This is a genomic window from Croceicoccus sp. Ery15 (assembly GCF_020985305.1).
Taxonomy (GTDB): domain Bacteria; phylum Pseudomonadota; class Alphaproteobacteria; order Sphingomonadales; family Sphingomonadaceae; genus Croceicoccus.
Genome location: NZ_CP087588.1, coordinates 2,770,199 through 2,794,625, shown reverse-complemented (window position 1 = coordinate 2,794,625; position 24,427 = coordinate 2,770,199). Strand labels below are relative to the sequence as shown.

Annotated in this window: 30 protein-coding genes; 15 read left to right on the top strand and 15 right to left on the bottom strand. The window is 62.9% G+C overall.

All coding sequences use genetic code 11. From position 1 onward, the window contains the following. Positions 1–21: 21 nt before the first annotated feature. The 5 genes from hpf (at position 22) to LOZ77_RS13705 (ending at position 3,015) form a co-directional block, all read left to right on the top strand. Complete coding sequence (gene hpf / locus LOZ77_RS13725; protein ID WP_230279561.1) at positions 22–606, top strand: ribosome hibernation-promoting factor, HPF/YfiA family; 585 nt, start codon at positions 22–24, stop codon at positions 604–606. 241 nt (positions 607–847) lie between these two features. Then, entirely contained in the window at positions 848–1,309 is a 462-nt protein-coding gene (locus tag LOZ77_RS13720; RefSeq protein WP_230279560.1) for a PTS sugar transporter subunit IIA, read from the top strand. After that, entirely contained in the window at positions 1,299–1,790 is a 492-nt protein-coding gene (locus LOZ77_RS13715) for a PaaI family thioesterase (RefSeq protein WP_230279559.1), read from the top strand. The genes LOZ77_RS13720 and LOZ77_RS13715 overlap by 11 nt, the downstream gene beginning before the upstream one ends. A gap of 4 nt (positions 1,791–1,794) precedes the next feature. Then, positions 1,795–2,118, top strand: a complete 324-nt coding sequence (locus LOZ77_RS13710; protein ID WP_230279558.1) for a DUF1491 family protein — start codon at positions 1,795–1,797, stop codon at positions 2,116–2,118. 225 nt (positions 2,119–2,343) lie between these two features. Continuing rightward, a complete protein-coding gene (locus LOZ77_RS13705; RefSeq protein ID WP_230279557.1) occupies positions 2,344–3,015 on the top strand; it encodes a cell wall hydrolase in 672 nt (223 codons plus the stop codon). Positions 3,016–3,142: 127 nt separating this feature from the next. Here LOZ77_RS13705 and xth read toward each other — a convergent pair whose 3' ends face one another. The 3 genes from xth to LOZ77_RS13690 all read right to left on the bottom strand — a co-directional run bounded on the left by xth (position 3,143) and on the right by LOZ77_RS13690 (position 4,768). After that, positions 3,143–3,919, bottom strand: coding sequence for an exodeoxyribonuclease III (xth, locus tag LOZ77_RS13700; RefSeq protein WP_230279556.1), 777 nt, complete (start codon positions 3,917–3,919; stop codon positions 3,143–3,145). Positions 3,920–3,932: 13 nt separating this feature from the next. Continuing rightward, entirely contained in the window at positions 3,933–4,265 is a 333-nt protein-coding gene (gene erpA, locus LOZ77_RS13695; RefSeq protein ID WP_230279555.1) for an iron-sulfur cluster insertion protein ErpA, read from the bottom strand. A 71-nt stretch (positions 4,266–4,336) separates the two neighbouring features. Continuing rightward, the gene (locus tag LOZ77_RS13690) at positions 4,337–4,768 is read right to left on the bottom strand and encodes a CBS domain-containing protein (protein ID WP_230279554.1); all 432 of its coding nucleotides are present in this window, start codon (positions 4,766–4,768) and stop codon (positions 4,337–4,339) included. Positions 4,769–4,923: 155 nt separating this feature from the next. On the opposite strand from LOZ77_RS13690, the gene LOZ77_RS13685 reads away from it, so the two are divergent. Beyond that, positions 4,924–5,244 (top strand): hypothetical protein, encoded by a 321-nt coding sequence (locus LOZ77_RS13685; protein ID WP_230279553.1) that lies wholly within the window; start codon positions 4,924–4,926, stop codon positions 5,242–5,244. A 14-nt stretch (positions 5,245–5,258) separates the two neighbouring features. Here the strand turns inward: LOZ77_RS13685 and LOZ77_RS13680 are convergent, their stop codons facing one another. The 4 genes from LOZ77_RS13680 to LOZ77_RS13665 form a co-directional block, all read right to left on the bottom strand. Next, positions 5,259–5,594: a ferredoxin gene (locus LOZ77_RS13680; RefSeq protein WP_370638083.1), complete on the bottom strand. Its 336-nt coding sequence runs from the start codon at positions 5,592–5,594 to the stop codon at positions 5,259–5,261. Positions 5,595–5,682: 88 nt separating this feature from the next. After that, entirely contained in the window at positions 5,683–6,555 is an 873-nt protein-coding gene (locus tag LOZ77_RS13675; protein WP_230279551.1) for a DUF2497 domain-containing protein, read from the bottom strand. A gap of 19 nt (positions 6,556–6,574) precedes the next feature. Beyond that, the gene (locus LOZ77_RS13670; RefSeq protein ID WP_370638013.1) at positions 6,575–8,056 is read right to left on the bottom strand and encodes a TolC family outer membrane protein; all 1,482 of its coding nucleotides are present in this window, start codon (positions 8,054–8,056) and stop codon (positions 6,575–6,577) included. Continuing rightward, positions 8,056–8,772 carry a protein-L-isoaspartate O-methyltransferase gene (locus tag LOZ77_RS13665; protein WP_230279550.1) on the bottom strand — a complete coding sequence of 239 codons (717 nt, stop codon included), beginning with the start codon at positions 8,770–8,772 and terminating at the stop codon, positions 8,056–8,058. Before LOZ77_RS13665 ends, LOZ77_RS13670 begins: the two co-directional genes overlap by 1 nt. Before the next feature lie 236 nt (positions 8,773–9,008). Here LOZ77_RS13665 and LOZ77_RS13660 point away from each other — a divergent pair, with 236 nt between their 5' ends. From LOZ77_RS13660 to LOZ77_RS13650, 3 genes are all read left to right on the top strand, one after another. Continuing rightward, positions 9,009–10,535 (top strand): fumarate hydratase, encoded by a 1,527-nt coding sequence (locus LOZ77_RS13660; RefSeq protein ID WP_230279549.1) that lies wholly within the window; start codon positions 9,009–9,011, stop codon positions 10,533–10,535. Positions 10,536–10,695: 160 nt separating this feature from the next. Then, positions 10,696–12,030, top strand: coding sequence for a sensor histidine kinase (locus tag LOZ77_RS13655; protein ID WP_230279548.1), 1,335 nt, complete (start codon positions 10,696–10,698; stop codon positions 12,028–12,030). Positions 12,031–12,033: 3 nt separating this feature from the next. After that, on the top strand, positions 12,034–12,813 hold the full coding sequence (locus tag LOZ77_RS13650) for a LytTR family DNA-binding domain-containing protein (RefSeq protein ID WP_230279547.1): 780 nt from the start codon (positions 12,034–12,036) through the stop codon (positions 12,811–12,813). Between the two features lie 155 nt (positions 12,814–12,968). Here the strand turns inward: LOZ77_RS13650 and LOZ77_RS13645 are convergent, their stop codons facing one another. Further along, complete coding sequence (locus LOZ77_RS13645) at positions 12,969–13,271, bottom strand: UrcA family protein (RefSeq protein WP_230279546.1); 303 nt, start codon at positions 13,269–13,271, stop codon at positions 12,969–12,971. Positions 13,272–13,542: 271 nt separating this feature from the next. On the opposite strand from LOZ77_RS13645, the gene LOZ77_RS13640 reads away from it, so the two are divergent. The 3 genes from LOZ77_RS13640 to LOZ77_RS13630 are packed head-to-tail and all read left to right on the top strand — an operon-like array spanning position 13,543 to position 15,581. Continuing rightward, positions 13,543–13,821, top strand: coding sequence for a hypothetical protein (locus LOZ77_RS13640; protein WP_230279545.1), 279 nt, complete (start codon positions 13,543–13,545; stop codon positions 13,819–13,821). A 45-nt stretch (positions 13,822–13,866) separates the two neighbouring features. Further along, positions 13,867–14,718, top strand: a complete 852-nt coding sequence (locus tag LOZ77_RS13635) for a diacylglycerol kinase family protein (protein WP_230279544.1) — start codon at positions 13,867–13,869, stop codon at positions 14,716–14,718. Next, positions 14,718–15,581 (top strand): metallophosphoesterase, encoded by an 864-nt coding sequence (locus LOZ77_RS13630; RefSeq protein ID WP_230279543.1) that lies wholly within the window; start codon positions 14,718–14,720, stop codon positions 15,579–15,581. The genes LOZ77_RS13635 and LOZ77_RS13630 overlap by 1 nt, the downstream gene beginning before the upstream one ends. A gap of 81 nt (positions 15,582–15,662) precedes the next feature. On the opposite strand, the gene rpsI is transcribed toward LOZ77_RS13630, so the two are convergent. The 5 genes from rpsI to LOZ77_RS13605 all read right to left on the bottom strand — a co-directional run bounded on the left by rpsI (position 15,663) and on the right by LOZ77_RS13605 (position 18,536). Beyond that, complete coding sequence (rpsI, locus tag LOZ77_RS13625; protein WP_230279542.1) at positions 15,663–16,184, bottom strand: 30S ribosomal protein S9; 522 nt, start codon at positions 16,182–16,184, stop codon at positions 15,663–15,665. Beyond that, the gene (gene rplM, locus LOZ77_RS13620; protein ID WP_230279541.1) at positions 16,184–16,663 is read right to left on the bottom strand and encodes a 50S ribosomal protein L13; all 480 of its coding nucleotides are present in this window, start codon (positions 16,661–16,663) and stop codon (positions 16,184–16,186) included. The genes rpsI and rplM overlap by 1 nt, the downstream gene beginning before the upstream one ends. Positions 16,664–16,828: 165 nt before the next feature. Next, positions 16,829–17,080, bottom strand: a complete 252-nt coding sequence (locus LOZ77_RS13615) for a hypothetical protein (RefSeq protein WP_230279540.1) — start codon at positions 17,078–17,080, stop codon at positions 16,829–16,831. Between the two features lie 68 nt (positions 17,081–17,148). Beyond that, on the bottom strand, positions 17,149–17,463 hold the full coding sequence (gene cutA / locus LOZ77_RS13610) for a divalent-cation tolerance protein CutA (RefSeq protein ID WP_230279539.1): 315 nt from the start codon (positions 17,461–17,463) through the stop codon (positions 17,149–17,151). Then, on the bottom strand, positions 17,460–18,536 hold the full coding sequence (locus LOZ77_RS13605) for a COX15/CtaA family protein (protein ID WP_255671278.1): 1,077 nt from the start codon (positions 18,534–18,536) through the stop codon (positions 17,460–17,462). The genes cutA and LOZ77_RS13605 overlap by 4 nt, the downstream gene beginning before the upstream one ends. A gap of 128 nt (positions 18,537–18,664) precedes the next feature. Here LOZ77_RS13605 and LOZ77_RS13600 point away from each other — a divergent pair, with 128 nt between their 5' ends. From LOZ77_RS13600 to LOZ77_RS13585, 3 genes are all read left to right on the top strand, one after another. After that, positions 18,665–19,087: a MerC domain-containing protein gene (locus tag LOZ77_RS13600; RefSeq protein WP_230279538.1), complete on the top strand. Its 423-nt coding sequence runs from the start codon at positions 18,665–18,667 to the stop codon at positions 19,085–19,087. 90 nt (positions 19,088–19,177) lie between these two features. Then, positions 19,178–20,188 (top strand): sulfur carrier protein ThiS, encoded by a 1,011-nt coding sequence (gene thiS, locus LOZ77_RS13590; protein ID WP_304505991.1) that lies wholly within the window; start codon positions 19,178–19,180, stop codon positions 20,186–20,188. Positions 20,189–20,361: 173 nt separating this feature from the next. Beyond that, complete coding sequence (locus tag LOZ77_RS13585) at positions 20,362–20,907, top strand: hypothetical protein (RefSeq protein WP_230279537.1); 546 nt, start codon at positions 20,362–20,364, stop codon at positions 20,905–20,907. Positions 20,908–21,381: 474 nt separating this feature from the next. On the opposite strand, the gene LOZ77_RS13580 is transcribed toward LOZ77_RS13585, so the two are convergent. Both LOZ77_RS13580 and LOZ77_RS13575 read right to left on the bottom strand, forming a co-directional pair. Then, the gene (locus LOZ77_RS13580; protein WP_230279536.1) at positions 21,382–22,341 is read right to left on the bottom strand and encodes a DUF4238 domain-containing protein; all 960 of its coding nucleotides are present in this window, start codon (positions 22,339–22,341) and stop codon (positions 21,382–21,384) included. Between the two features lie 114 nt (positions 22,342–22,455). Next, entirely contained in the window at positions 22,456–24,300 is a 1,845-nt protein-coding gene (locus LOZ77_RS13575; protein ID WP_230279535.1) for a long-chain fatty acid--CoA ligase, read from the bottom strand. Positions 24,301–24,427 lie beyond the last annotated feature (127 nt).

Below are 24,427 nucleotides of genomic sequence, written 5' to 3'. Positions count from 1 at the left end.
GATAAGACGAAGGAGTAGTCGATGGATATTCGCGTTTCCGGTCACCAGGTCGAAACCGGTGCAGCCCTTCAGGAACACGCCTCGGAACGGCTTACGGGAATCGTCGACAAATATTTCAATCGAGCGCTTTCATCGCAGGTCACATTAGGGCGGGGACCGCATGAAAGCTTTACCGCCGACATCGTGACCCATGTGATGCAGGGCCTGATCGTAAAGGGCCATGGCGAGGCACAAGAAGCGCATCAGGCTGTCGATCATGCGGTTACCAAGATCGAAAAGCAGTTGCGCCGGTATAAAAGGCGACTGAAAGACCGGCACGAACAGGCCGATCACGCCATTCGCGAAGAAGTCGCGGCCTATACGGTCTTTGCCGGTCCCGAACCGGAAACGGGTGACGAAGAAGTCGAAGCGAGCGATGCGCCCGCGATTGTCGCCGAAACGCGCACCGATATTCCCGAAACATCAGTATCTGATGCGGTGATGATGCTGGATCTGCGCGATACGCCCGCGTTATTCTTTAAAAATGCTGGCACTGGGCGGCATAATATGGTCTATCGCCGCTCCGACGGGACGATCGGATGGGTTGAACCCAACGCAACCAGCTGATTTCGGGGCTTAGTCGCACCCGGATCGGGAATTTCCGGCCCCCCTGCCGATTCTGCTCTTGCGCGACGAGCTTAGCATTTTGCCAAGCCTTTTGTGCGATGGAGCCGCCGACGCAGGGGGCTTTGCCCTTTAATGGCACCCTTCGCGACGGGTCTGCATTGCAGGCCGCCGCCCGGCCAATTCGGGCGTTCGGAACTGGGATGGTCCCGCTTGGGGCCGCAGAAATGATGATACCGAAACGATGACATCGCTATTCGTACTCGATCCCGCAGCTGTCGGTAGCTGCGATGCAGAGGACAAGCAGGGCGTTCTGGAAGCGTTGGCACAGCGCTTTGCCGCCGTTTATGCGCTCGACCAGTCCTCGGTGCTGGAAGCTTTGGAAGAGCGGGAAAAGCTGGGCAGCACCGGTTTCGGGCGCGGCACCGCCATCCCGCATGCACGGCTGGATGCGCTGTCGCAGCCGGTATGCGTATTCATGCGACTTGCAACGCCGGTTTCGTTCGATTCCGCCGATGGCATGCCGGTCGAACTGGTGTTCGGCCTGCTGTCGCCCGAAAAGGCGGGGGCGATGCATCTGCATGCCCTGGCCGCGATCAGCCGCACGATGCGCGACGATCGCATGCGCGACCGGCTGATCGAAGCCCCGGGCGACGAAGCGGTCTATGCGCTTCTCGCCAATGTGTCCGAGCGGGATGCTGCCTGACGGTTCGGGCGATGGCGCGGCGCTGCACTGGCGCGCGCTGGAGCGGCTTTACGCCTCGGCCCCGATCAATCGCACGTTCCGTTCGACCCTGTCGATCGAGCGTGAGGGTGCCGCGACGATCCTGTTCGACATCGACGAAAGCGTGTTCCATGCCGCCGGCGCGGCCCATGGCACGATCTATTTCAAGATGCTGGACGATGCCGCGTTCTATGCGGCCAATACGCTGATCAGCGACCGGTTCCTGCTGACGACATCGTTCAACCTGCAATTCCTGCGCCCGATCAAGGGCGGGCAGATCCGTGCCGAGGGACGCTGGATCAGCGGCCGCCGCCGCGTGCTGGTGGCGGAATCGCGGCTGCTGGACGAAGAGGGCGAGGAAGTGGGCCGCGGAACGGGCACTTTCATGCGGTCGCAGATCCCGCTTTCGGGCCTGCCGGGATATCGCATGGCCGAATCGACCGGCCCCGATTCGGGCGAATAGGGCGATGAATGCCCGTTTGCCCGCCCATATCGAGGTTTCGGGCATTGTAAGATCCGTAAATAATGCCGGCGGTTTCGCAACAATCCTGCACAAGGGAGAGCGTGACGCGGGCACCATATTGATCGCAACGCGCCACCAGCACGACAATTTATGTCTTTATGAACGGATGCCCGATCTGGACGGTAACCGGAAATGGACCAAAACGCGCGAAGAAACCATTGAAAAAGAACGGGAATTTTCTGACTATCTAAGCAAGCGTGGCAATCAGGACACGGATTGCTGGATTATCGATGTTGAAATCGCACAGGCGGAACGTTTTATCCCTTAATCGGGAACCGGCGGGTTGACACATTCTCGCCACAAACACAGATAGCGCCCGCAACGGACGGGCGTAGGCAGTCATGGCGTGCATATCGGCACCACATGGCAAGCGCGCAGACGGGGAACGACCGGCAAGGGTCTTTCCGGCAGGCCAGATAAACGCATCCCCTGGGGTGCAGGCCCGCCGAAACCTTGCGACAGGCGCGTTCACCGCATTCGATCGACGTAATTAATGGGCCGTAAGGTTAAAGGCGCCAGCGCGCTGTCGCTGGCTGTCATGGCAGGAATCGCTCTCTTCGGATTTGAGGGCACGAGTGCTTACGCTGAAATGGGCGATTATGTTCCCGTGGAAGCGATCGAAAGCGTGGCGGAATCCGTCACCACCCAGCAGGACGATCAGGCCGCACCCAGCTTCGTTTCGCAGCCGGTCGTGCAGACGATCCCCGAAACGCCAGAGGTCGAGACGCAGGCTGCCGTGCCGATGGCTGCCAATCTTGGCGACTATCTGGCCGGCCTTCCCACGCCCGAGGGCCTCGACAAGCAGCTGAATTGTCTTGCCGGTGCGATCTATCACGAATCAAAGGGCGAACCGCTGTCGGGTCAGCTGGCCGTGGCCCGCGTGATCGTGGCGCGCGCCGAATCGCCGAAATTCCCGTCGAGCTATTGCGGCGTGGTCTATCAGCGGCACCAGTTCAGCTTTGTTCGCGGCAAATCGATGCCCGCGATCAACAAGTCGAGCCGCGCATGGCAGCGCGCCAAGAAGCTGGCGCTGATTGCCGATGAGAATGGCTGGGAAAGCGAGGCCGAGGGCGCGCTGTATTTCCATGCCAATTATGTCCGTCCGCGCTGGAGCCGGAAGATGACCCGTCTGGCGCAGATCGATAACCATATCTTTTATCGCTGATCGCGGCTGAACCCGCGCAGCACAGTTCCCCCGCACCGGCCTGTCCCCCCAAAGGGCCGGATGCGCAAAGGGCCACCGGCCAGTCCCCCCTATCGTGGCCGGTGGCCCTTTCTCGTTTACCGGAAGATCAATCGCGCAATTCGACCCATACAGGGGTATGATCGCTGGCCTTTTCGCGCCCGCGATAGCTCTTGTCGACGCCGCTGGCGACCAGACGGTCGGCCAGTTCGGGCGACAGCAGCGCGTGATCGATGCGGAAACCGTGGTCGCGCTGCCACGCGCCGGCCTGATAATCCCAAAAGGTCCAGATGCCGCCGCGCGGGTGGTGCAGGTCGATCGCATCGGTCCAGCCATCATTGATCAGCCGGAAAAAAGCATCGCGCGATTCGGGCTGCATCAGCGCGTCGCTCGCCATCGCTTGCGGTGACCAGACATCCTTGTCTTCGGGAATCACATTGTAATCGCCGAACACGATGCTGGGAATTTCATCCGCGCGCAGTTCGGCCATGCGCCTGCGCAGCCGTTCCATCCACGCCAGCTTGTAATCGAATTTCGGTCCGGGCACCGGATTGCCGTTGGGCAGATAGATGCACACGATCCGCACGCCCCTGTAATCCGCTTCCAGATAACGGGAATGCGTGTCCTCGTCGTCTCCCGGCAGGCCGCGCAGCACTTCGGTCGCGGGTTCGTCGCCGCGCGACAGGATCGCCACGCCGTTGAAGCCCTTTTGCCCGTGCCAGATGGGGGTGTATCCCACCTTCTCGAACTCATTCGCGGGAAAGGTCTCGTCGCTGGATTTGATTTCCTGCAGACAGGCAATGTCGGGCTGCGTTTCGTCAAGCCATTCGAGCAGGCGGGGCAGGCGCGCCTTGACCCCGTTGATGTTGAAACTGGCGATCTTCATGCGGAACCGGCGATCAGACGGCGAAGCTGGAACCGCAGCCGCATCCGGCCGCCGCGTTCGGATTTTCGACCTTGAACGCCGCGCCGCCCAGCGATTCGACGTAATCCACCACGCTGCCCCGTACGAGATCGAGGCTGATCGTATCGACCGCCAATGTCACCCCGTCGGTTTCGACCGAGACATCGTCCGCATCAACCGCATCGGTCAGGCCAAAACGATATTGAAAGCCCGAACAGCCGCCCCCTTCGACGGCAAGGCGCAGGATCGCAGGCTTGCCCTGATTGCGGGCAATCAGATCGACACGCTTGGCGGCGGCGGGGCTTAGCTGGATCGGCTGTTCTTCCATGCCCCACAGATAGGGCGCACCACCGCGCGCGGCAAGCCATGCGCGGCGGCGACCATGACCGCAATGCGATGTCAGGCGCTGCGGATATAGGCGCGCATGTCCTGCGCTTCCTGTTCGATCTGGTCGATGCGGGCTTTCACCAGGTCGCCGATCGAAATGAAATCGACCATGCGGCCCTGATCGACCACGGGCAAATGGCGAATCCGCCGCCGCGTCATCAGTGCCAGCGCGTCGAGTTCGGACATCTCCGAATCGACCGTGACCGGCGGTGATGTCATCGCCGTGCTGACGGGGGCAGAGAGCGAGTCGGCCCCCATTTCATCCAGACAGCGGATGACGTCGCGTTCGGAGAATATCCCCTGCACCGTGCCCATTTCGTCGATCACCGGCATCGCCCCGATCCTGCGGCCGCGCAACAGGGCGACGGCTTCGGCAACCGTATGGTCCGCGCGGCAACTGACGATGCCCGCGTCGCGATGGGCGATGATCTGCTTGATGCTCATAGGCTTTCCTTCCCCGGTTAAACAGACGGGGACCAGCCGGTTCGCGCGGGATCTGAATGCCCCGCTTGTGATGCGTTGGGCCGATCCGACGAAGCCATAATGCCATTGATCGGCCCCGCTTGCCAGCGCGCGTTGCAATCGCCATCTAACGGCGCATGACTGGCCGTTCCCCGCTCGACGATCCGCATAACGCGCAATTCGCATGGGCCCGCTATAAGCGGATGATGAAATTCATGCTGGCGCTGACGCTGACCACCATCGTGCTGGTGCTGGGCTGGCTGACGGCGGAAAACGGGTTGCTGTCGATCCATTTCTATATCGCGTGGACGCTGGGCATCGGTTTCATGATGATGCTGGTCGCCGCGCTGATGGGGCTGGTGTTCCTGTCGAACGGCACGGGCCACGATGCCGCGATCGACGACCGCATGGGGGAAGAGGCAAAGGATTTCTGGAGCGACGATCCCGAACGGCGTTAGTCCCGCCGCTCTGGCTATTCCGGCAGCTCTTCGGCGGGATAAAGGCGATAGTCTTCGACCGGCACGCCGCCGACCAGATGTTCCTGAATGATGCGCTCCAGCACCGGCGGCTTGCAACCCCAATACCAGACAGCTTCGGGATAGACGACCGCCAGCGGCCCCGCGGCACAGACCCGCAGGCAATTGGCCTTGCTGCGCATGATCCCGCCCTTGCGGTCTAGTCCCAGTTCGGCCAGCCGCTTTTTCAGATAGTCCCAGCTTTCCAGACCGGCCTTCATCGGGCAGCATTTCGGCTTGGTCTGGTCGGCGCACAGGAAGATATGCCGCGTAAATGGCGCGCCGCCTCCAATCGCGGATAGCGTGGCCTTGGCTTGCGGTACGGCGACATGCGGGCGGACGGCCAGCTCCGGGTCCGCATTATCCGCATGATCCACAGGGTCAGAGGCGTCCGGTGATCCGGGCAATTTCACGCTCGACAATTTTCTCGACCAGACCCGGCATGTTGTCGTCCAGCCATTGCTTGAGCATCGGGCGCATCATTTCGCGCACCATATCCTCCAGCGGATTGGCGGGGGCAGGGGCGGCAGCCTGGCCGGTCGACGTGCTCGCCGCCTCTTGCAAGGCGGAAAAACGGTTGCGGAGCGCATCGGCGGCGGCCCCCGCGATTAATCCTTCGGCGGCGGTTTGCGGGGCGGGTTCCGGCTCGGGGTTCGGCTCGGGCGCCGGTTCCGGTTCGACTGCGGTGAGATCGAGCGGTTCTTCATTGTCCGCCACGTCCACGGGGTCAGCGTAACTGTCGCTGTCGTCGCCGCTGTCCCCATCCCCATCATCATCCCCGTCATCATCCTCGCCGACGGGCGGAAAGGCCTCTTCGACATAGGGCGTATAGGCGTCGTTGTCCGGCTCGCTGTCCGTTTTGGGCAGTTCGGTCACGGTTTCGGGCGCTTGCAGAACGATCGGAGCGGGTTCGGGATCTGTCGCTGGGTGTTCTGTCGTCTCGGGCTCATCAACCTCGAACGCGTCGCTGTCGAGGCTGCGCAGGTCGAAGACGTCGGTGCGCCCTTCGTCCTCCGCTTCCTCTGGCAGATCGGCGGGTGGCCCTTCGTTCCCGCGCGCGCCAAAGGGCGAATGGCGCTGAAACGCATAGGGCGAGAAGCTGGCGGGCCGTTCGGGCACGGGCTGTCCATTCTCGCGCGCGGCGTCGCGCGCGAAAGTGTCAGCCGAGCGCCGCGGCCCGTCTTCCCGCGAAATTACCTGCTTGATCGATCGCAGAATATCTTCGACCGATGCCTCGCCGTCCTTCTGCGCCATGCCATGATCCCCGTCGCGTTTAGTCCGCGGGGATTGTCGCGTCTTGAGCGGGCGTGTCAACGGTACGTGTGGCTTCGGCCACAGGATCCGGTTCGAATCGCCAGTCGAAGATCGAATCGTCGACCGATTCGTAATAGACCGAGGGATCGTAAAGCGGCCGTCCGACATCGAGGTTAAGGTCGTCCGCCTCTGCCATGCCCATCGCGGCCAGAACCGCGAAACCGGCGACATAGGCATTGCGGCGGGCAGTCACCAGCTGCACCTCTGCCGACAGCAATTCGCGTTCGGCGTCCAGAATGTCGAGGATGGTGCGATTGCCGACCGTGTTCTCGGCCCGCACGCCTTCCAGCGAAAGCTGCGCGGCGGATACGGCGGCGCTGGCCGATTCGATCACCTCGTTCGAAGCGCGCCACGCGGTATAGGCGCTGCGCACCTGCGCGATTACGTCGCGTTCGATCGCAATCTCGGTCTCGAACGCCGAGGATGCACGTGCCTGTGCCTGCCGTTCCTGCGCGGCGGGGCGGCCGCCCTGAAAGATCGGCACACTCAGCCGCGCACCCGCCTGTGCCGAGGTTTCGCTTTGCGCGAAATCGGCCCCGATGATGCCATTGCCCAGCGTGCCCATATAATCGGTGTAATCGCCGCCGGTGAAGAGCGAGACGCGCGGCAGGCGCCCCGATCCGGCCACTTCGATATCGTATCGCGCCGCCTGGCTGCGTTCGCGTGCGGCGATCAGGTCGGGATTGTTTTCCAGCGCCACGGCGACGGCCCTTTGCGGATCCGAAGGCAGACCCGGCAGCGGGGGCGGCGCTTCCAGTGCGTCGGGCGTGTCGCCGATCAGCTGGATATAGCGTTCGCGGCTGCCGATCAGGTTCGCCTGCGCCGTGGTCAGATCGCTGCGCGCGATGGCAAGGCGCGATTCGGACTGGGCGACATCGGTTCGGGTCAGATCGCCGATTTCGAACCGGTCGCTGGTCGCATCGAGGTTAACGCCCAGCGCGTCGACATTCTGAAGGTTGAGGCGCACCACGGCTTCGTCGCGGATCACGTCCATATAGGCGCCGACGACCTGGCTGAACACCGACGCCTCGGTCGCGCGTAGGTCGGCGCGGCCTGCCTGAACGCGGGTCTTGGCGGCGCGCACCGAATTCTTGACCGCGCCGCCCGAATAGATCGGCACGTTCAGCTCTACGCTGGAAAAAAGAAGGCGATCGGGGGCCGAGAGCGAGTTTTCGCCCTGCTTCAGATTTTCCGAATACTGTCCCTGCAAGCCGATATCGGGCAGGCCGTCCGCCTTCTGGATCGGCACATTCTCGTCAATCGCGCGCAAATCGGACCGCGCGGCAAGCAGGGTGGGGTTTGTGTTATAGGCACTGGCCAGCGCGCCGCGCAGCGTGTCCGCATGCGCAGCCGACGGCAGCAACGCGCCTGCCAGCATCGATCCGGCCGCACAGGCAAGCAACGCACCCTTCAAAACCGTAACCCCTCCCTTGGATGGCATCAGAAACTCCAGCCTTTCTCTTCCTTGAAATCCGCCAGCACAGGCATGCCGGTTTCCGCCAGCGGTTGCAGCGCCACCGGCGCATTGCTCTCGCCCGAGGCCTTGCGGCCGATGGCAAGGCGGGTCACTCCGCGCGATACCAGACCGGTGACCACGCGGCCCCCGTCGGCAAGCTGGCCGGCAATCGCCTTGGGCAAAGCCTCGACCGCGCCGTCGATGAGGATCAGGTCATAGGGACCGTTCTTCTTGTAACCCGCCGTCAGCGCGCCCTTGTGCCAGTCACCCGCCCTGGCACCTTCGGCGCCTGTCAGCCGCGCATCGCTTTCCACCACGTCGAGCGAAGCGACCATCGGTGCCAGCAGCGCGGCGAGATAGCCGGTTCCGCCGCCGATCAGCAGCGCCTTGTCCGTTCCGGCGGGGCGGGCGGTTTGCAACAGGATCGCCTGCGCAAAGGGAGCCGATAGCGCGCGTCCTTCGCCCAGGGGGACCGAACGGTCCATATAGGCGATGTCGCGCTGGTCGGCGGAGACATAGTGTTCGCGCGCGGTGCTGCCCATCGCGGCCAGCACCTTGGGATCGGTGATTCCGCTGGGGCGCAACTGGCTGTCGATCATCGCCTTTCTCGCCTCGATAAAGCGAGCGATTGCGAAATTGTCGCCCGCTGCGGGCTGCTCAGGCTGGGGGGTCGCGGCACTGGCCATGGGAAATTCTCTCACGCGGATCGCGCCCGTCTATCGGGCCGGGAATGGGTGATATGCGGCGCGAGAGGCCCATTCACGATGAACTGCCTGCGCCAACCGCGCTGCTCTAGTGCATTGCGGCATGATCGCCAAGAGGCGCGAGGGGCATGACGGGCGGACCGGTTCTGCCCCTTCGGAGCGACTTGGCAGGACGCCCCCTTGCCCCTACAGCGCGCCGGAACCCTTATGCTCTGAAACGGGAAGGCACGCGCATGTCGGAAATGGTGGTGATCGAGGAAGAACATCTGGTGGAGAGCATCGCCGATGCGCTGCAATATATCAGCTTCTACCACCCGATGGACTACATCAAGGCGCTGGGCGAGGCCTATGAGGCCGAGATGAACCCCGCCGCCAAGGACGCCATCGCGCAGATCCTGACCAATTCGAAAATGTGCGCCGAAGGGCATCGCCCGATCTGTCAGGATACCGGCATCGTCAACGTGTTCCTGAAATGGGGCCAGAACTGCCGTCTGAATTCCGACAAATCGCTGCAGGATGTCGTCGATGAGGGCGTGCGCCGCGGGTATAACAATCCCGATAACAAGCTGCGCGCTTCGGTGCTGGCCGATCCGGCATTCACCCGCCGCAACACCAAGGACAACACGCCCTGCGTGCTGGATGTCGAAATGGTGCCCGGCGACACGGTCGTGATCGACGTGGCGGCCAAGGGCGGCGGCAGCGAGGCGAAGTCGAAGTTCAAGATGATGAACCCTAGCGACAATATCGTCGACTGGGTGCTGGAAATGATCCCGCAGATGGGGGCTGGCTGGTGCCCGCCCGGCATGCTGGGCATCGGCATCGGCGGCACGGCCGAACACTGCGTGAAGCTGGCCAAGAAGAGCCTGATGGACCCGATCGACATGGGCCAGCTGAAGGCGCGCGGTCCGCAAAACGATATCGAACGCCTGCGGATCGAGATTTTCGACAAGGTCAACGCCATGGGCGTGGGCGCGCAGGGCCTTGGCGGCCTTGCCACCGTGCTGGACGTCAAGATTTTCGACTGGCCGTGCCATGCGGCGAACAAGCCGGTTGCGATGATCCCCAATTGCGCCGCCACGCGCCACGCGCATCTGACACTGGACGGCAGCGGTCCGGCCTATATTCCCGCGCCCGATCTGTCGGCATGGCCCGATGTGGGCTGGAAGCCGTCGAAGGAAGCGAAGCGCGTCGACCTCGACAATCTGACCCGCGAAGAGGTGCAGAGCTGGAAGAACGGCGACCGGCTGTTGCTGTCGGGCTCGATGCTGACGGGCCGCGATGCGGCGCACAAGCGCATTGCCGACATGCTGGAAAAGGGCGAGGAGCTGCCCGTCGAGTTCAAGAACCGCGCCATCTATTACGTCGGTCCGGTCGATCCTGTGATGGGCGAAGTCGTCGGCCCCGCCGGTCCGACTACGGCCACCCGCATGGACAAGTTCACCGATATGATGCTCGACCTTGGCCTGATCGCCATGATCGGCAAGGCCGAACGCGGGCAGGGCGCGACCGAGGTGATCGCCAAGCACAAGGTCGCCTATCTGATGGCGGTTGGCGGCGCGGCCTATCTGGTGGCGCGCGCGATCAAGGATGCGAAGGTCGTCGCCTTTGAAGACCTTGGCATGGAAGCGATCTACGAGTTCCGTGTCGAGGATATGCCCGTAACCGTCGCGGTCGATAGCGAGGGCAACAATGTCCATACGCTGGCTCCGCTGGTGTGGCGCGACAAGATCGCCAAGGAACATTTGCTGCCTGCCACCTAGGGGCAGGAGCGGCTTGAGACCCGTTGCGAGGGCCGGTTTCTTGCCAAGGGGCGCAATTTTGCCCCCTTGGCACACCCGTCTTCGACCAAGCGCCGATCGTGTTCGACCGGCGACTTGCTTCCTATGGCGCGCTTAACCGCTGCGCCCTATGCATAGGGTGATGGAAAACACCGATTACGACCGTCTGGAAGAGGATCAACCGCGCGTTCCGCTGGTCAGCGTCTTGCTGTCCATGGTGGCGTTCTGGGCATGTTATTACCTGCTGGCGACGGCGCGCAGCTATCTGATCGGGTTCGAATTCCAGCAGGAAATGCTGTGGCTGCGGCTTGTGGTCATTCTGGCCAGCCTTGCGGTGACGGTGCTCCTGTGGCTGCTCTTGCGCGGGTTCGACAATAAGCGGCTGTGGCTGCGCTTCGCCGTGGCCTTCGTCGCTGCCCTGCCGGCCTCGCTGCTGCTTGCCGCGATCAATACCGAAGTGTTCCGCGAGGTTGAGGAACGCGCCGTCTATCGCATGAACAAGGATCAGGGGGTGACCGTCCGGCGCGATCAGACGGGCAATATACTGGTCGATATTCCGCAGATTCCCGACGATCTGGACGATCTCGATCCCGCGCTTCCCGCCGAAGTTCAAAAGGCGATGCAGCAAGCTGTCGAAGAAGGCGAAGCGGGGGGCGATCCCATTGTCATCGACAAGGACATGCAGCGCAATCTGTTGTGGGTACAGCTGACCGATATCGCGCTGGGCCGCTATTTCCTGTTGCTGGCATGGGCCGCGTTGTATTTCGCCATGACCCAGGCCGAACATGCGCGTGCCGCCGAACGGCGCGAAGGCGAATACAAGCGCGCGGCCAAGGCGGCGGAGCTGAAATCGCTTCGCTATCAGGTCAATCCGCATTTCCTGTTCAACACGCTCAACTCACTGTCGGCGCTGGTGATGACCGATCGCAACGAACAGGCCGAAACGATGATCCAGACGATCAGCACATTCTATCGCCGGTCGCTGTCCGGCGATCCGGTCGGCGATGTGCCGCTGGCCGAAGAGATCGAGCTGCAACGTTTGTATCTGCAGATCGAGGCAGTGCGCTTTCCCGACAGGCTGCGGACCGCGATCGACGTGCCGCAAGAGCTTGAGCGGGTACTGGTGCCGGGTATGATCCTGCAGCCCTTGATCGAGAATTCGGTCAAATATGCCGTCGCGCCGGTCAACCGGCCCGTCACTATCTTCATCTCCGCGATCGAGGAATATGGGCGGCTTGTCATAACGGTGGCTGACAATGGCCCCGGGTCGGGCGAAAAGAGCGCTCAGCGGGCAAGCAATTCATCTGCGGGCAATCCGGCGGGCGGCAGGAACGGGTTCGGCATCGGGCTTGCCAATGTCCGCAACCGGCTTGAGACCCGTTTTGGCAAGGATGTCTCGGTCGTCAGCGGGGATACAGGCCATGGCTGGCGGACCGTGATCCGCATGCCGCTGGAGAAGAATACGCGGGGGGAATAGCGAATGACCGAGGGATCGGGCGGCGGATCGGGCGAGAGCCAGATCCTGTCCACGCTGATCGTCGATGACGAGCCGCTGGCGGTGGAACGCATGCAGGTTATCTGCGCGCGGCTCGATTGTCTGCGCATCGTCGGGACCGCAGGCGACGGCGCGGCAGCGCTGCGCATGATCGACGCGCTGAAACCCGAACTGATCCTGCTCGACATGACCATGCCCGAAGCCGACGGGCTGGCGGTCGCGCGGCGCATTGCCGAGGTTGTGCCCGATCCGGCAGAGCGGCCCGTGGTCGTATTCGTCACCGCGCATGACAGTTTCGCAGTAGAGGCATTCGACCTCGATGCGGTCGATTATGTGTTGAAACCGGTCGCGCAGGACCGTCTGGAGCGCGCAATTGCCCGCGCATTGGCGCGCCGGGGGACGGGTTCGGCCACCGGCGCAGAGCCAAGGCAGGCGTGGATTTCCGAATTCTGGGTGCCCCACCGATCAGAACTGCTGCGCGTCGGGGTCGAGGAAGTGCACCGCATCGATGCCGAGCGCGATTATGTGCGCCTGCATGTGCCGGGCGGCAGCCATCTGTTGCTGGAAACGATCACATCGCTCGAACAGCGGCTCGACCCTGCGAAATTCATCCGCGTTCACCGGTCCACCATTCTGCGGCGCGATACGATCACGGGTCTGCGCCATGACGGGCTGGGCGTGTGGTCGGCCGAACTGGGTGAGAAGGAACCGGTGCGGATCGGCCGCACCTTTCTGAAATCGGTGAAATCGATGGCGGGCCGTTAACCGCAGTCCCGTCTGGCAAGATGCGGCGAACCAAAAAAGTGGCCGGCGCAATGGCCGGCCCAGGGGAAATGTCGTGTTCTTGTCCGCCGCCCTGGCGGAAGGCATAGCCGGCCCGGGGGACTGAACCGGACCGGCTATTTACAAACGGCTCGGGATTAGCCGCCGTAACGGGCGCTGCTTACTGCGGAAGCATATTGCTGTTCGCTCTTCCGCAGGGCGATCTTCTTGCAAGCGGTGCGCTGGCTGGCTTCTGCCGCCGAGCTGCCGCCCTTGAAATCGGAACAGACCGAAGTGACGGCGCGGTCGAGGCGCTTCTTCAGCTCTGTCTGGCCGGCTTCGGTCGTCAGATCGAGCCCTGCATAGGACACGACTGCGGTGTTCGCTTCCTCGGCCATTGCAACCTGCGGGGCGGCCATGGCGAGAACCGGCAGTGCAGCCATGATCATCAGTTTCTTCATGGGTTTCTCTCCTCTTCTACTGCGGCTCTCCGGTGCTCTCCGGTGCCTCGCTATTCTGGATAGAGGAGTTGCCCGCGCCCCGCCGCAATCGCTCTGCCAAGCGGCGCGACCGGTCTGCCAGCGGCATTCTTCGTCTATGAACGACCTACATCGACCGTCGAACGACATGAAGTTTTACAGAAAGGTTACACGCTGGAAGATTCGCATAGGCGAAGCGGTGGTCCGAACGGGTGGGTTTCCATCGCGGGCAAGTTCGCGTTAAGCATGCAAAGTGGCTCTGATCCTTCTCTTCGTGCTGGGCGTCGGCAATTTCGCGATGCACAAGGCGGTGCTGGAAAGCGGCCACCCGCTGCTTGGCCAGTTGCCATGGTTCGTGCATATGCTGGGCGGACGGTTCGGCCTGCTGGTCGAATATCTGCTGCTGACGGCGGCAATGCTGGTCACCTATAATACCGACGGTGCGGGGGGCAGCGGGGCGGCGCTGGCCTATTTCGGCTATACGATCGCCAATGCGCTGGCAGCGTGGCTGATCATCACGCGGCGCGTATAGCCGGTCGGGCGGGAACCCGACGGGCGGTTCCGGCGATTTAGGGCTATGACAGAACCCCAGGACATCTGGCTGGTCGCCAATCCGGCCAGCGGCAGCAATGACGACGATGCGCTGAACGCGCTATCCGACCGGTGCGAACGGGCGGGTTTGTGCCTGACGCGGAAAATTGCCTTTCCGGACGAGGATTTGCCGACGCCGGCCGAACTCGACGCGGCAGGGATCGGAACGATCGCCGTTTTCGCGGGCGACGGCACGATCAATGCGCTGGTCACCGCGCTGGACGGATGGGGCGGTGCGGTGCTGGTGCTGCCGGGGGGCACGATGAACCTGCTGTCGATCCGGCTGCACGGTCCAAGGTCGAGCGAGGAGATCGTCGATGCCGTCGTCACCGGCGATGCGCGCCGCGTGCGCCTTTCGACCGTGCGATGCGGCGATCACATGGCGCTGGCCGGTTTGCTGGCGGGCCCCGCCACAGCGTGGGGCGACGTGCGCGAGGCGATGCGCGATCTGGATGTGCCCGCCATGGTTGGCGAAACGGTCGAGGCGGTCAGCGAATCAACCGAAGGCGCGCATGTCCATTGCTCCGAACCGGCAGCGGGCAGGGCGGAAGGCTATCCATTGCTGATGTTGACGCCCGAAGACGGGAATTTTTCGGTGAAGGGCTATTATGCCGAAGGGATCGTCGACTATGCACGGCAGGGACTGGCCATTTTGCGGCGCAATTTCCGCGAAGGGCCGCATGACGATCTGGGGAATTTCACGACTATGCTGGCCACAAGCGATAACGGCACCGCAATCCCGCTGCTGGTGGATGGCGAGCGGCAGGATGGCGCCGCGCAATTGCGCTTTACGCTGGGCGCATGCGGCGTGGACCTGATCGCCACGGGGGCCTCGTAATGGCGGGCGGCACTAAGGCGCTGATCTTTCATCTCTCGGATATTCATTTCGGGCTGGTCGATCAGGCCGCGATCGACTGGACCAAGGCCGAAATTGCGCGGATGAAGCCCGACGCGGTGGCGATCACCGGCGATCTTACGATGCGCGCGCGGCACCGCGAATTCGATGCGGCGACGGCATGGATCAATTCGCTGGAAGCGCCGGTGACGGTGGAAGTGGGCAATCACGACATGCCCTATTTCAACCTGTTCGAACGGTTTACCGACCCCTATCGCCGGTTCAACGGCATGAAGGACAAGGTGGAGGCCGAGATCGACCTGCCCGGCCTTGCCATCGTATCGCTGAACACCGCGCCGCGCGCGCAGCCGCGCTGGCCGTGGAGCTATGGCTTTGTCACCGATCACCAGCTGGAAAAGACGCTGAAGGCCATCGACGCCCTGCCCGCGGGCATGAAAGTCGCGGTCGCCTGCCATCACCCGCTGGTAGAGGCAGGGACGCGCGGCAAGGCGCTGACCAAGGGCGGCAATCATGCGCTGGCCGAACTGGCAAAGCGCAAGGTGGTGGCCGTGCTGTCGGGCCATGTGCACGACGCATTCGACATGGTGGCCGACACGCCCAATGGCCCGATCCGCATGATCGGCGCGGGCACCTTGTCGCAGCGTGTCCGTTCGACCCCGCCCAGCTTTAACGAGCTGCACTGGGACGGCGAGACTTTCGAAGTGGTCGTCCGCAATCTGGAAGAAGTGCCGACGCGCGACATGCAGATCGACGAAGTGCCCGAAGATGCCATGCCCCCGCGCGAACCGGACGAGCCGGTGGCACCGGTAGGGCGCGTTCCGGCAGAAGATCCGCCGGTGCATTGACTGCGGGAAACAGCGAACCAACGAAAAAGGGCGGCCCCGTACGGGTGCCGCCCTTTCCGTTTGGCGTAAGCCTGTAGCGGATCAGCGCTTGCTGAACTGGAAGCTACGACGTGCCTTCGCACGGCCGTACTTCTTACGCTCGACCACGCGGCTGTCGCGGGTGAGGAAGCCTTCGGCCTTCACGGTGCTGCGCAGCGCGGGTTCGAAGCGCGACAGCGCCTGCGAGATACCGTGCTTCACGGCGCCGGCCTGACCCGACAGACCGCCACCCTTGACGGTGGCGACGATGTCGTACTGGCCTTCGCGGTCGGTAACCTGGAAGGGCTGGTTGATCACCAGGCGCAGGGTCGGACGTGCGAAATACACTTCCTGATCGCGGCCGTTGACGGTGATCTTGCCGGTGCCGGGCTTCAGCCACACGCGGGCCACGGCGTCCTTACGACGGCCGGTGGCATAGGCGCGGCCATACTGGTCCACTTCCTTGTCGCGCAGCGGCGCGGCGGGAGCGGCAGGCGCGACGGTTTCTTCGCCAGCGTCGGCCAGTTCGGCAGTGTTGGTCAGATCCTTCAGGTCCGACAGATCGTTGACTTCGTTCTCGGCCATCACGCGCTAACCTTGTTCTTGCGATTGCGGGCGGCAACGTCCAGCACTTCGGGCTGCTGCCCGTCATGCGGATGCTCGGTGCCGGCATAGAGGTGCAGGGCCTTCATCTGCTGACGGCCCAGCGGTCCGCGCGGGACCATACGCTCGACAGCCTTTTCAAGGACGCGTTCGGGGAAACGGCCTTCCAGCACCTTGGCGGGGCTGGTTTCCTTGATGCCGCCGGCATAGCCGGTGTGCTTGTAATAACGCTTGTCCTGCAGCTTGTTGCCGGTGAAGCGCACCTTGTCGGCGTTGATCACGATGACGTGATCGCCGCAATCGACGTGGGGCGTAAAGCTCGGCTTGTGCTTGCCGCGCAGGATGTTGGCGATGATGGTGGCAACACGGCCGACCACCAGACCTTCGGCATCGATAATATGCCATTTCTTTTCGACCTCGGCCGGTTTGATCGACCGGGTCTGGGTGCTGAGCGCCTTCATGGCTTTCAGTTCCTTTGGTTGAATTGTTCATGCACCGCGCAGACCGAAACGATTCGGCATCGGCGCGAAGTGGGCGCGCTTTTGCCGTTCGGGCGCGTCAAGTCAAGCGAAACCGCGCGATTGCAGAGAGGTAAAATAATACCGCGAGCTATTTGGGAGCGCGGTCTAGCCACCCCGTGGTGGTCGCGCCATCCCCTTGTCCGCCCGCCATTCGGCATGGCAGTTCGCGTGGCAAAGCACGCCGATCAGCGCCAGTAGCGCATAGACGGGAAAAGGCTCCCCGCCGCCCTGCTTCAGGCTTTCGATGATGATGCCGAACGGAAAAAGCCCGGCGGCAAGCCATGTCAGATAGCGGAGCGCGCGGGCGTGCTCTTGGAACATAGGGTGATAGGTCCTGTCGGTGATACGATCCGGCATCAGACCTATCGCAACATGCTTCACAAATGCTGAACGCTGCGGCGATGCGCGCGGCAAATGCGACCGGATCAGATCGTCGCCAACCATTCCCGCATCGAAGTGCCCGTTGCGTCGCAGCTCCAGCCCGAAATGGCAGGCGTGTCATAGGGATGGAGCGATTCCAGCCGCGCGACGGCGCGATCGAGCAGGTCGGCGCGGGTCTTGAACAGGGCGGCACATTCCCGGCCCTCTCCCCGCTCACCGTTCCAGATATACAGCGAGCGGACCGGCAGCAGATTGGCACAGGCGATCAGCCTTTCGTCCAGCAATTGTCCGGCAATGGCGGAGGCGCTGTCCTCATCCGCGAAGGGACACCAGATCAGCGCTGCGCCCGCGTCGGTCACCGCAGCGCGCTTCCCGGCATGCGGTCGCGAAAGCCCATCGCGTGCGCGCCCCATACTGTTACGCAGACCAGCAGTGCGCCGAACAGCTGATGCGCGACGGCCACCCAAAGCGACACACCCGACCAGACGGTCGCGATGCCCAGCAGGATCTGGCTGCCGAAGACGATATGGATCGCAACCGAAATGGGCCGCTGTGTCGCGCGCAAACGGCGCGCCATCACGATCAGGAAGCCGACCGTGATCCATGCCCACCAGCGATGGATGAAATGCACCATGAACGGATCGGCCGTAAAAGCATGCCATGCCCCCAGCGACCAATCGACGCCTTCGGGAAAGAACGAACCCTGCATCAACGGCCAGCTGTTCAGCCATCCGCCACCCGCGACAAAACCCGCGTTCAGCCCCGCCATCCACGCGCCATACAGCAATTGCAGCGCCACCACGCCCAGGACCGCCAGCGGAAAGCCCCGCAGCCCCGCGCGTGGCTGTCCCTGCGCATAATTGCCAAGGTCCAGCGCGGTCCACACCAGACCGCCCAGCGTGAAGAACGCCGTCATCAGATGGATCGACAGCCAGTAATGGCTGACATCGGTGCGACCCAGCTCCTGCGCCTCTGCCCCGACGCCCGAGCTGACCATCAGCCAGCCGAATACCCCCTGCAACCCGCCCAGCGCCAGCAGCGCGACCAGCCGGTGCTTGAAGCCGATCGGAATCGCGTTCCGTGCCCAGAAAAACACCAGAGGCACCACGAAAGCCACGCCGATAAAGCGACCCAGCAGCCGGTGCAGCCATTCCCAGAAATAGATGAACTTGTAATCGGCCAGCGTCATGCCCGCCGGGCCGTTCACCTGCGTATATTCGGGGATCTGGCGATAGGCATCGAATTCGGCCTGCCATGCCCGATCGCTGAGCGGCGGCAAGGCGCCCGTTACGGGCTTCCATTCGGTGATCGACAGGCCCGATTCGGTCAGCCGCGTAATGCCGCCGACCAGCACCATGGCCACGACCAGCGCCGCCATGAAATAGAGCCAGCGCGCAATCGCATGGGGGCGGGCAGGGCCGTAATTGGCCACCGCGTTGACAGGAATGCCTTCGTTATACGGTTTCACAGCGCGGTGCTTTGCCACAAATGCCGGAATTCGCAAGGGTTTGCCGATAAGCCATTGCCATTCGCCCATGTTACATTATATCATCCAGCGAAATGAAGACCCATTCTCCCTCTTGTTCGCATTCGCCAGCGGATCGCGATGCCCGTTCGCGCCTAGACCGGCTGGGCATCATCCTGTCCGGTGCCTGCGCGATTCACTGCATCGCAGGCCTGGCGCTTGTCGGCCTGTTGGGTCTTGGCAGCCTGGGCGAGGGGCATTCGTTTCTTTTCGCGCCTGAAATTCACAAATACGGGCTGGTGGCCGCCATTGTCGTCGGCGCGCTGACGATCGGGCTGGGGGCGATCCGCCATGGCCATGTGCTGCCGCTGGTGCTGGGCGCGCTGGGCATTGCGCTGATGGCGATTGCCGTTGCCGGACCGCATGGCGTGACCGAAGCGGTGCTGACCATCGCGGGCGTCAACGTTCTGGCGCTGGGGCATATTCTGAACATCAGGGCCTGCTCGCCGCGGCGCTAACCCGCTCGCCGCAGCGCTGACCCGTTCGCCGGAGCGCTGAAGCCGCCTGTTTCACTTGAACTGCGGCCCGCTGGCGCTATGTCGCCTTGCATGGCTCCGAATTCCAACATGATCGCGATCACGGTGAACGGGGAAACCCGTCGCGTGCCCGAAAACACCAGCATCGCGCATCTTGCCCGCATGCTCGAACTCGATCCCGCGAAGGTCGCGGTCGAATGCAACCGCCATGTCATTCCCCGCACCACGCTGGAAACGGTGACCCTGCACGACGGGGACGAGCTGGAGATCGTCCATTTCGTCGGCGGCGGCGATCATCAGGACGCGGTGAAGGCGGACGACAGCTGGACCGTGGCGGGCCGCACGTTTCGGTCGCGGCTGATCGTGGGCACCGGCAAATACAAGGATTTCGCCCAGAACGCCGCTGCTTTGGAAGCGAGCGGCGCCGAAATCGTCACCGTCGCGGTGCGCCGCGTCAATGTGTCGGACCCCAAGGCGCCGATGCTGACCGATTTCATCGACCCCAAGAAAGTCACCTATCTGCCCAATACGGCGGGCTGCTTCACGGCAGAGGACGCGATCCGCACGCTGCGTCTGGCGCGTGAGGCGGGCGGCTGGGATCTCGTCAAGCTGGAAGTGCTGGGCGAGGCCAAGACGCTTTATCCCAACATGACCGAAACCCTGCGCGCGACCGAGGTTCTGGCCAAGGAAGGCTTTCTGCCGATGGTTTATTGCACCGACGATCCCATCGCGGCCAAGCAGCTGGAAGACGCGGGCGCGGTGGCGGTGATGCCGCTGGGCGCGCCGATCGGTTCGGGGCTGGGCATCCAGAACCGCGTGACGATCCGCCTGATCGTCGAAGGGGCCAGCGTGCCGGTGCTGGTCGATGCGGGCGTGGGCACGGCATCGGATGCGGCGGTCGCGATGGAACTGGGCTGTGACGGGGTGCTGATGAACACCGCTATTGCCGAGGCGAAGGACCCGATCCTGATGGCCCGTGCCATGAAGCTGTCGGTAGAGGCAGGGCGCGCTGCCTATCTGGCGGGGCGCATGGGGCAGCGGCGCTATGCCGATCCGTCCAGCCCGCTGGCGGGGCTGATCTAGCCAGCCCTGAAACGGCCCTTGCGTTAAGGCCCCTCTTTAACCCGATGCTAACCCTCTGCCGCGAAAAATGGCGGCAGTGAACGGACCCGTGCGAATCGCGCGGGGGGCGACGGCATCGGGCGAACATCCTCGTCCGGCAAACATCCTCGTCCAGCAAGCAGGGGAAACACCGGATGGGCTATCTCGACACGGCAAGTCTGGCCATTGCCGAGATGCGCGAATTCGCCGAATTCGATCCGGCCGAACAACGCTATATCCGCCGCAGCCTCGACGTCGGGCTGGCGCGCGCCGATGCCTTTGAACGCTGGGCGCGCGACGATCGGGAAACCGCGTCGATCCGCAGGCAATCGCTGGCCTATCAGGAGCTGAACGCCCTGCGCGGGGCCGTGCCCAGTTCGCGCAACGATACGCGGCTCGACAGCTATATCGGGCGGCTGGTGCGCGTGTCGCTGTTCGATCTGGGCGAGGGGTGCCTGTTCGGCTTTTCCGCCTATCGCTTTTTGTACGAGCGTTTGCTGGGCCCCGAATCGCGGCCATGGCTGCCCGCGGCCTTCTGCGCCGCCGCCGCGCTGCCGCAGATCCAGCCCGAACGCCGCAAGCAATTGCTCCATTCGATCAGCGAAGCCGCCGCCTGCGCACCGGGCTGGTCGCGCCGCAAGCCGGGGTTCTTTCCCGATTTTCTGCCTGCGGACGAGGAACTGGGGCTGGACGAGGGCTGAGCCGCGTTCGCCAACGACTGGCCACGGGTGACAAAGGTGACAGCTGTCACCCGGCTGTCACCCGCCGCAAAGCCGCAGGAATGCGGTGTTTTCACCGACCGGCTGTCGGGTGACACATGGGCGGATGTGCGCAGTTCCGGCGATGTCAAAAAGCGTTGGCGCAAACAGCTAACGCCCCGTCGGCGTGTAGGACAGCGGATTTTGCGGCCATGGCGGGGGTAGCCGCCCGTGAATTAGGGTTAGCATTGCGCAGCAAGCGGAGCGCTAATTCGCCAGAGGCGGTGCCCCGGCTGACGGACGCAAGGGCGACAACGCCCGCAGCGATCCGTTCAACGTGACAGCCGCGGCTGTGACGTGGCTGCGGCAGCTTTCGGGCGCTTGGTTTTCACGCGTTCATGACTGGAATGGGAGGGAAAGCTGAACTTTAATTCTTGCGTGCTCTAACGAAGATCGCCTGCAACGACATATTCTCGCCTAGGGAGCAACGTCACGATCTCGCACCACTGTTCGCGACATAGTTAGATATCCAGTGCCATCGGGAATGTTTGTGGTCTCGATCTCCGCTCTGAATTTTGCGTGTTTGCCGACAAACCTTGCAACCCACGGCGCGGCCATTGGGTAGAAAACCATTGTCTCGGCTGATCGAACAATTGTCCGATTCAACCCTAGGATTTCCTGACGTGGCGGCCTCAGCACCGTGAAACTGAAGCGTTCAAATGTCGGTTCCAATTTCCTGCCGGACAGTTCGATACGCGGACAAATCCTAACGGCAAGCTTAGGCGTGAGGGGCACGACCCGATTCACAAGACGTGGGTCGCGGCTTGCTTCTACAGCCACCGGAAAATCGCTGGTGAAAAATGGGGTTTCGGCATGCTCATTGATCAAGATATCCCAATGAAAATTCCCGTACGCGGTCACATGATCGATGATGTTACTAATGCCGATCGCCTGCGGGTAACGTGCGTTTATATCGAAGACGAGGGAGCCTTCATCAATCAACTCTGCAACGGATTTCTCACCCAATTCGGGCGGCACCGGGTCAAATTCTCCCGCGCGATCCAGCAACTTCGCTTCGATCGGCAGCCCTGCCTCGTATGGCGCGCATCCAAGTCGCATGCCTGCTGGCGAGCAACACATCACGAAGGCGACGAAGCTCGCAATGACGAAGACAGCGTCGGGATCAACCTTACCTCGTTCTAAGGTGGCGCAAGCCCAGTTGTATTTGGGCTCGAACAGTTTCGCGAACTCTTCGATCATTCGCGGCTCGGAAAGGAAGGCATTGGTGTTGCCGTCCTCGATCCGACACACATCCTCGGCGCCACAGAAAAACTTTCGCCCATCCGTCTTTCGGAAGGCGTGCATCTTTTTCCCGTCAAGGTCAGCCGCATAGAACCGTTTCAGGTGAACTTGGGAAACGTAGTGGTCGAGCGGCATGATCTTATGAGGCTGAACAAAAAGAGGCCGCCAATGTCTACATTAGCGGGGGCAATTTCCAAAACCGGTCGTTTCCAGACAGACCGCCTTTAGCCCGAAAACCCGAAAACCCGCCTAGCGATACATCCCCTCCAGCCGCGCGCCATAGCGTTCGCGCAGCTTGTGGCGGCGGATTTTGATCGAGGGGGTCATTTCCTCGTTCTCGATGGTGAAAGCCTCTTCGGCCAGCATGATGCGGCGGACTTTTTCGATCACCGACAGATCGTTGTTCACGCGGTCGACCGCTTCGCGCACGGCGGCGGCGAATTCGGCGTTCTCGCGCCAGCCGGTCCAGTCGCCGGTGCGGCCATGGGCCTCGCCCCATTCGCGGGCCCAGTCGGCATCGGGCACGATCAGCCCGACCAGATAGGGTTTGCGGTCGCCATAGACCATGGCCTGCCCGATTTCGGGCTGCAGGGTCAGCATCCCCTCAACGCGCTGGGGCGCGACATTGTCGCCCTTGTCGTTGATGATCATGTCTTTCTTGCGGTCGGTAATGACGATGCGGCCGCGCCGGTCGATATGGCCGATGTCGCCGGTGTGCAGCCAGCCGTCTTTCAGCGCGCGCGCGGTTTCCTCGGCATTGCGCCAGTATCCGTGCATCACCAGCTCGCCCCGCACAAGGATTTCGCTATCCTCGGCAATGCGGACCTCCACGCCCCGCAGCGGCGTGCCGACCGTATCCATCTTCAGCCCCGAACGCGGGCGGTTCACGCTGATGATCGGGCCGGATTCGGTCTGCCCGTATCCCTGCAGCAGCGGCATGCCGAGGCCGGTGAAGAAATAGCCGATTTCGGGCGTCAGCGGCGCGCCGCCCGATACCAGCGCCTTGACCCTGCCGCCGAACTTGGCCCGCGCCTTGGGGCGCAGCACGCGTTCCAGCAGCGCGTCTTCGGCATGGTCGATCAGCGGACGCGATTTGCCAAGGCCCTTGCGCTCGGCCAGCCTGCTGGCGCGCATGGCCATGGTTTCGGCCAGCTTGCCCTGCTTCGCCAGCTGTTTCAGGATGCGGGTGCGCAAAACCTCGAACAGGCGGGGGACGACGACCATGATCGTCGGCTGCACTTCCTCGATATTGCCGGCCAGCTTGTCGAGCCCTTCGGAATAGAAGATCTGTGCGCCCAGTGCGATCGGGAAAGCCTGACCGCCGGTATGTTCATAGGCATGGCTGAGGGGGAGGAAGGAGAGGAACCGCTCTTCCTCCCACCCGAAATCGTTCGCGATCACATCGCCCGCGCCCGCCGCATTGTGCAGCAGCGCGCCATGGTGCTGGCGCACGCCGCGCGGCAGGCCGCCGGTGCCGCTGGTATAGATGATGCAGGCCGGATCCTCGCGCTTGATCCCCGCGACCCGCGCGTCGACCGCATGGCGCGCCAGTTCGGCATCGCCGGTCAGCAGCGAGGCCATATCGTGATAGATCACGTTCTGCGGCGGGCGGATCGGCTCCATCGCGATGACGAACTCGGCGCAATTGCTGGTCACCACGGCGGGCATCAGGTTTTTTGCCAGCTTTGCGCCCGAAACGATCACCGCGCGCGCGCCCGAATTCTCGATCACATGCTGGTGATCGTTGACCGTATTGGTGGTGTATGCGGGGACGGTGATCAGCCCCGCCGCCATGATCGCCAGATCGGCAATGCACCATTGGGGGCGGTTTTCGCTGACCAGCAGGACGCGGTCACCCTTTTGCAGGCCCAGTTGCAGCAGCGATTGCGACAACAGGCACACCTGCCGCGACACTTCGGCCCAGCTGAGCGAGTGCCATTCGCCATCGGCCTTGGCGAACAGGAAGGGGGCATCGCCCAGCACATCGGCGCGTTTCAGGAACAGCGCGACAAGGTTCTGTGCATTCTCGATATCCGCCAGCGTAAAGCCGTGCGGGCCGTGCCTGTCGGGATGTCCCGGATTGCCGTGCGCCATAATGCCTTTGTCGACCTCTTCCTCTGCGGTGCGGTGCCCGTCTGCGCAGGGCTGCCGTGTGCCGTTTCAGCATCTAGGGCGGGTGGGGCTTTCCGGCAAAACGGGGGTTTCTGGCAGGATGGGTGCT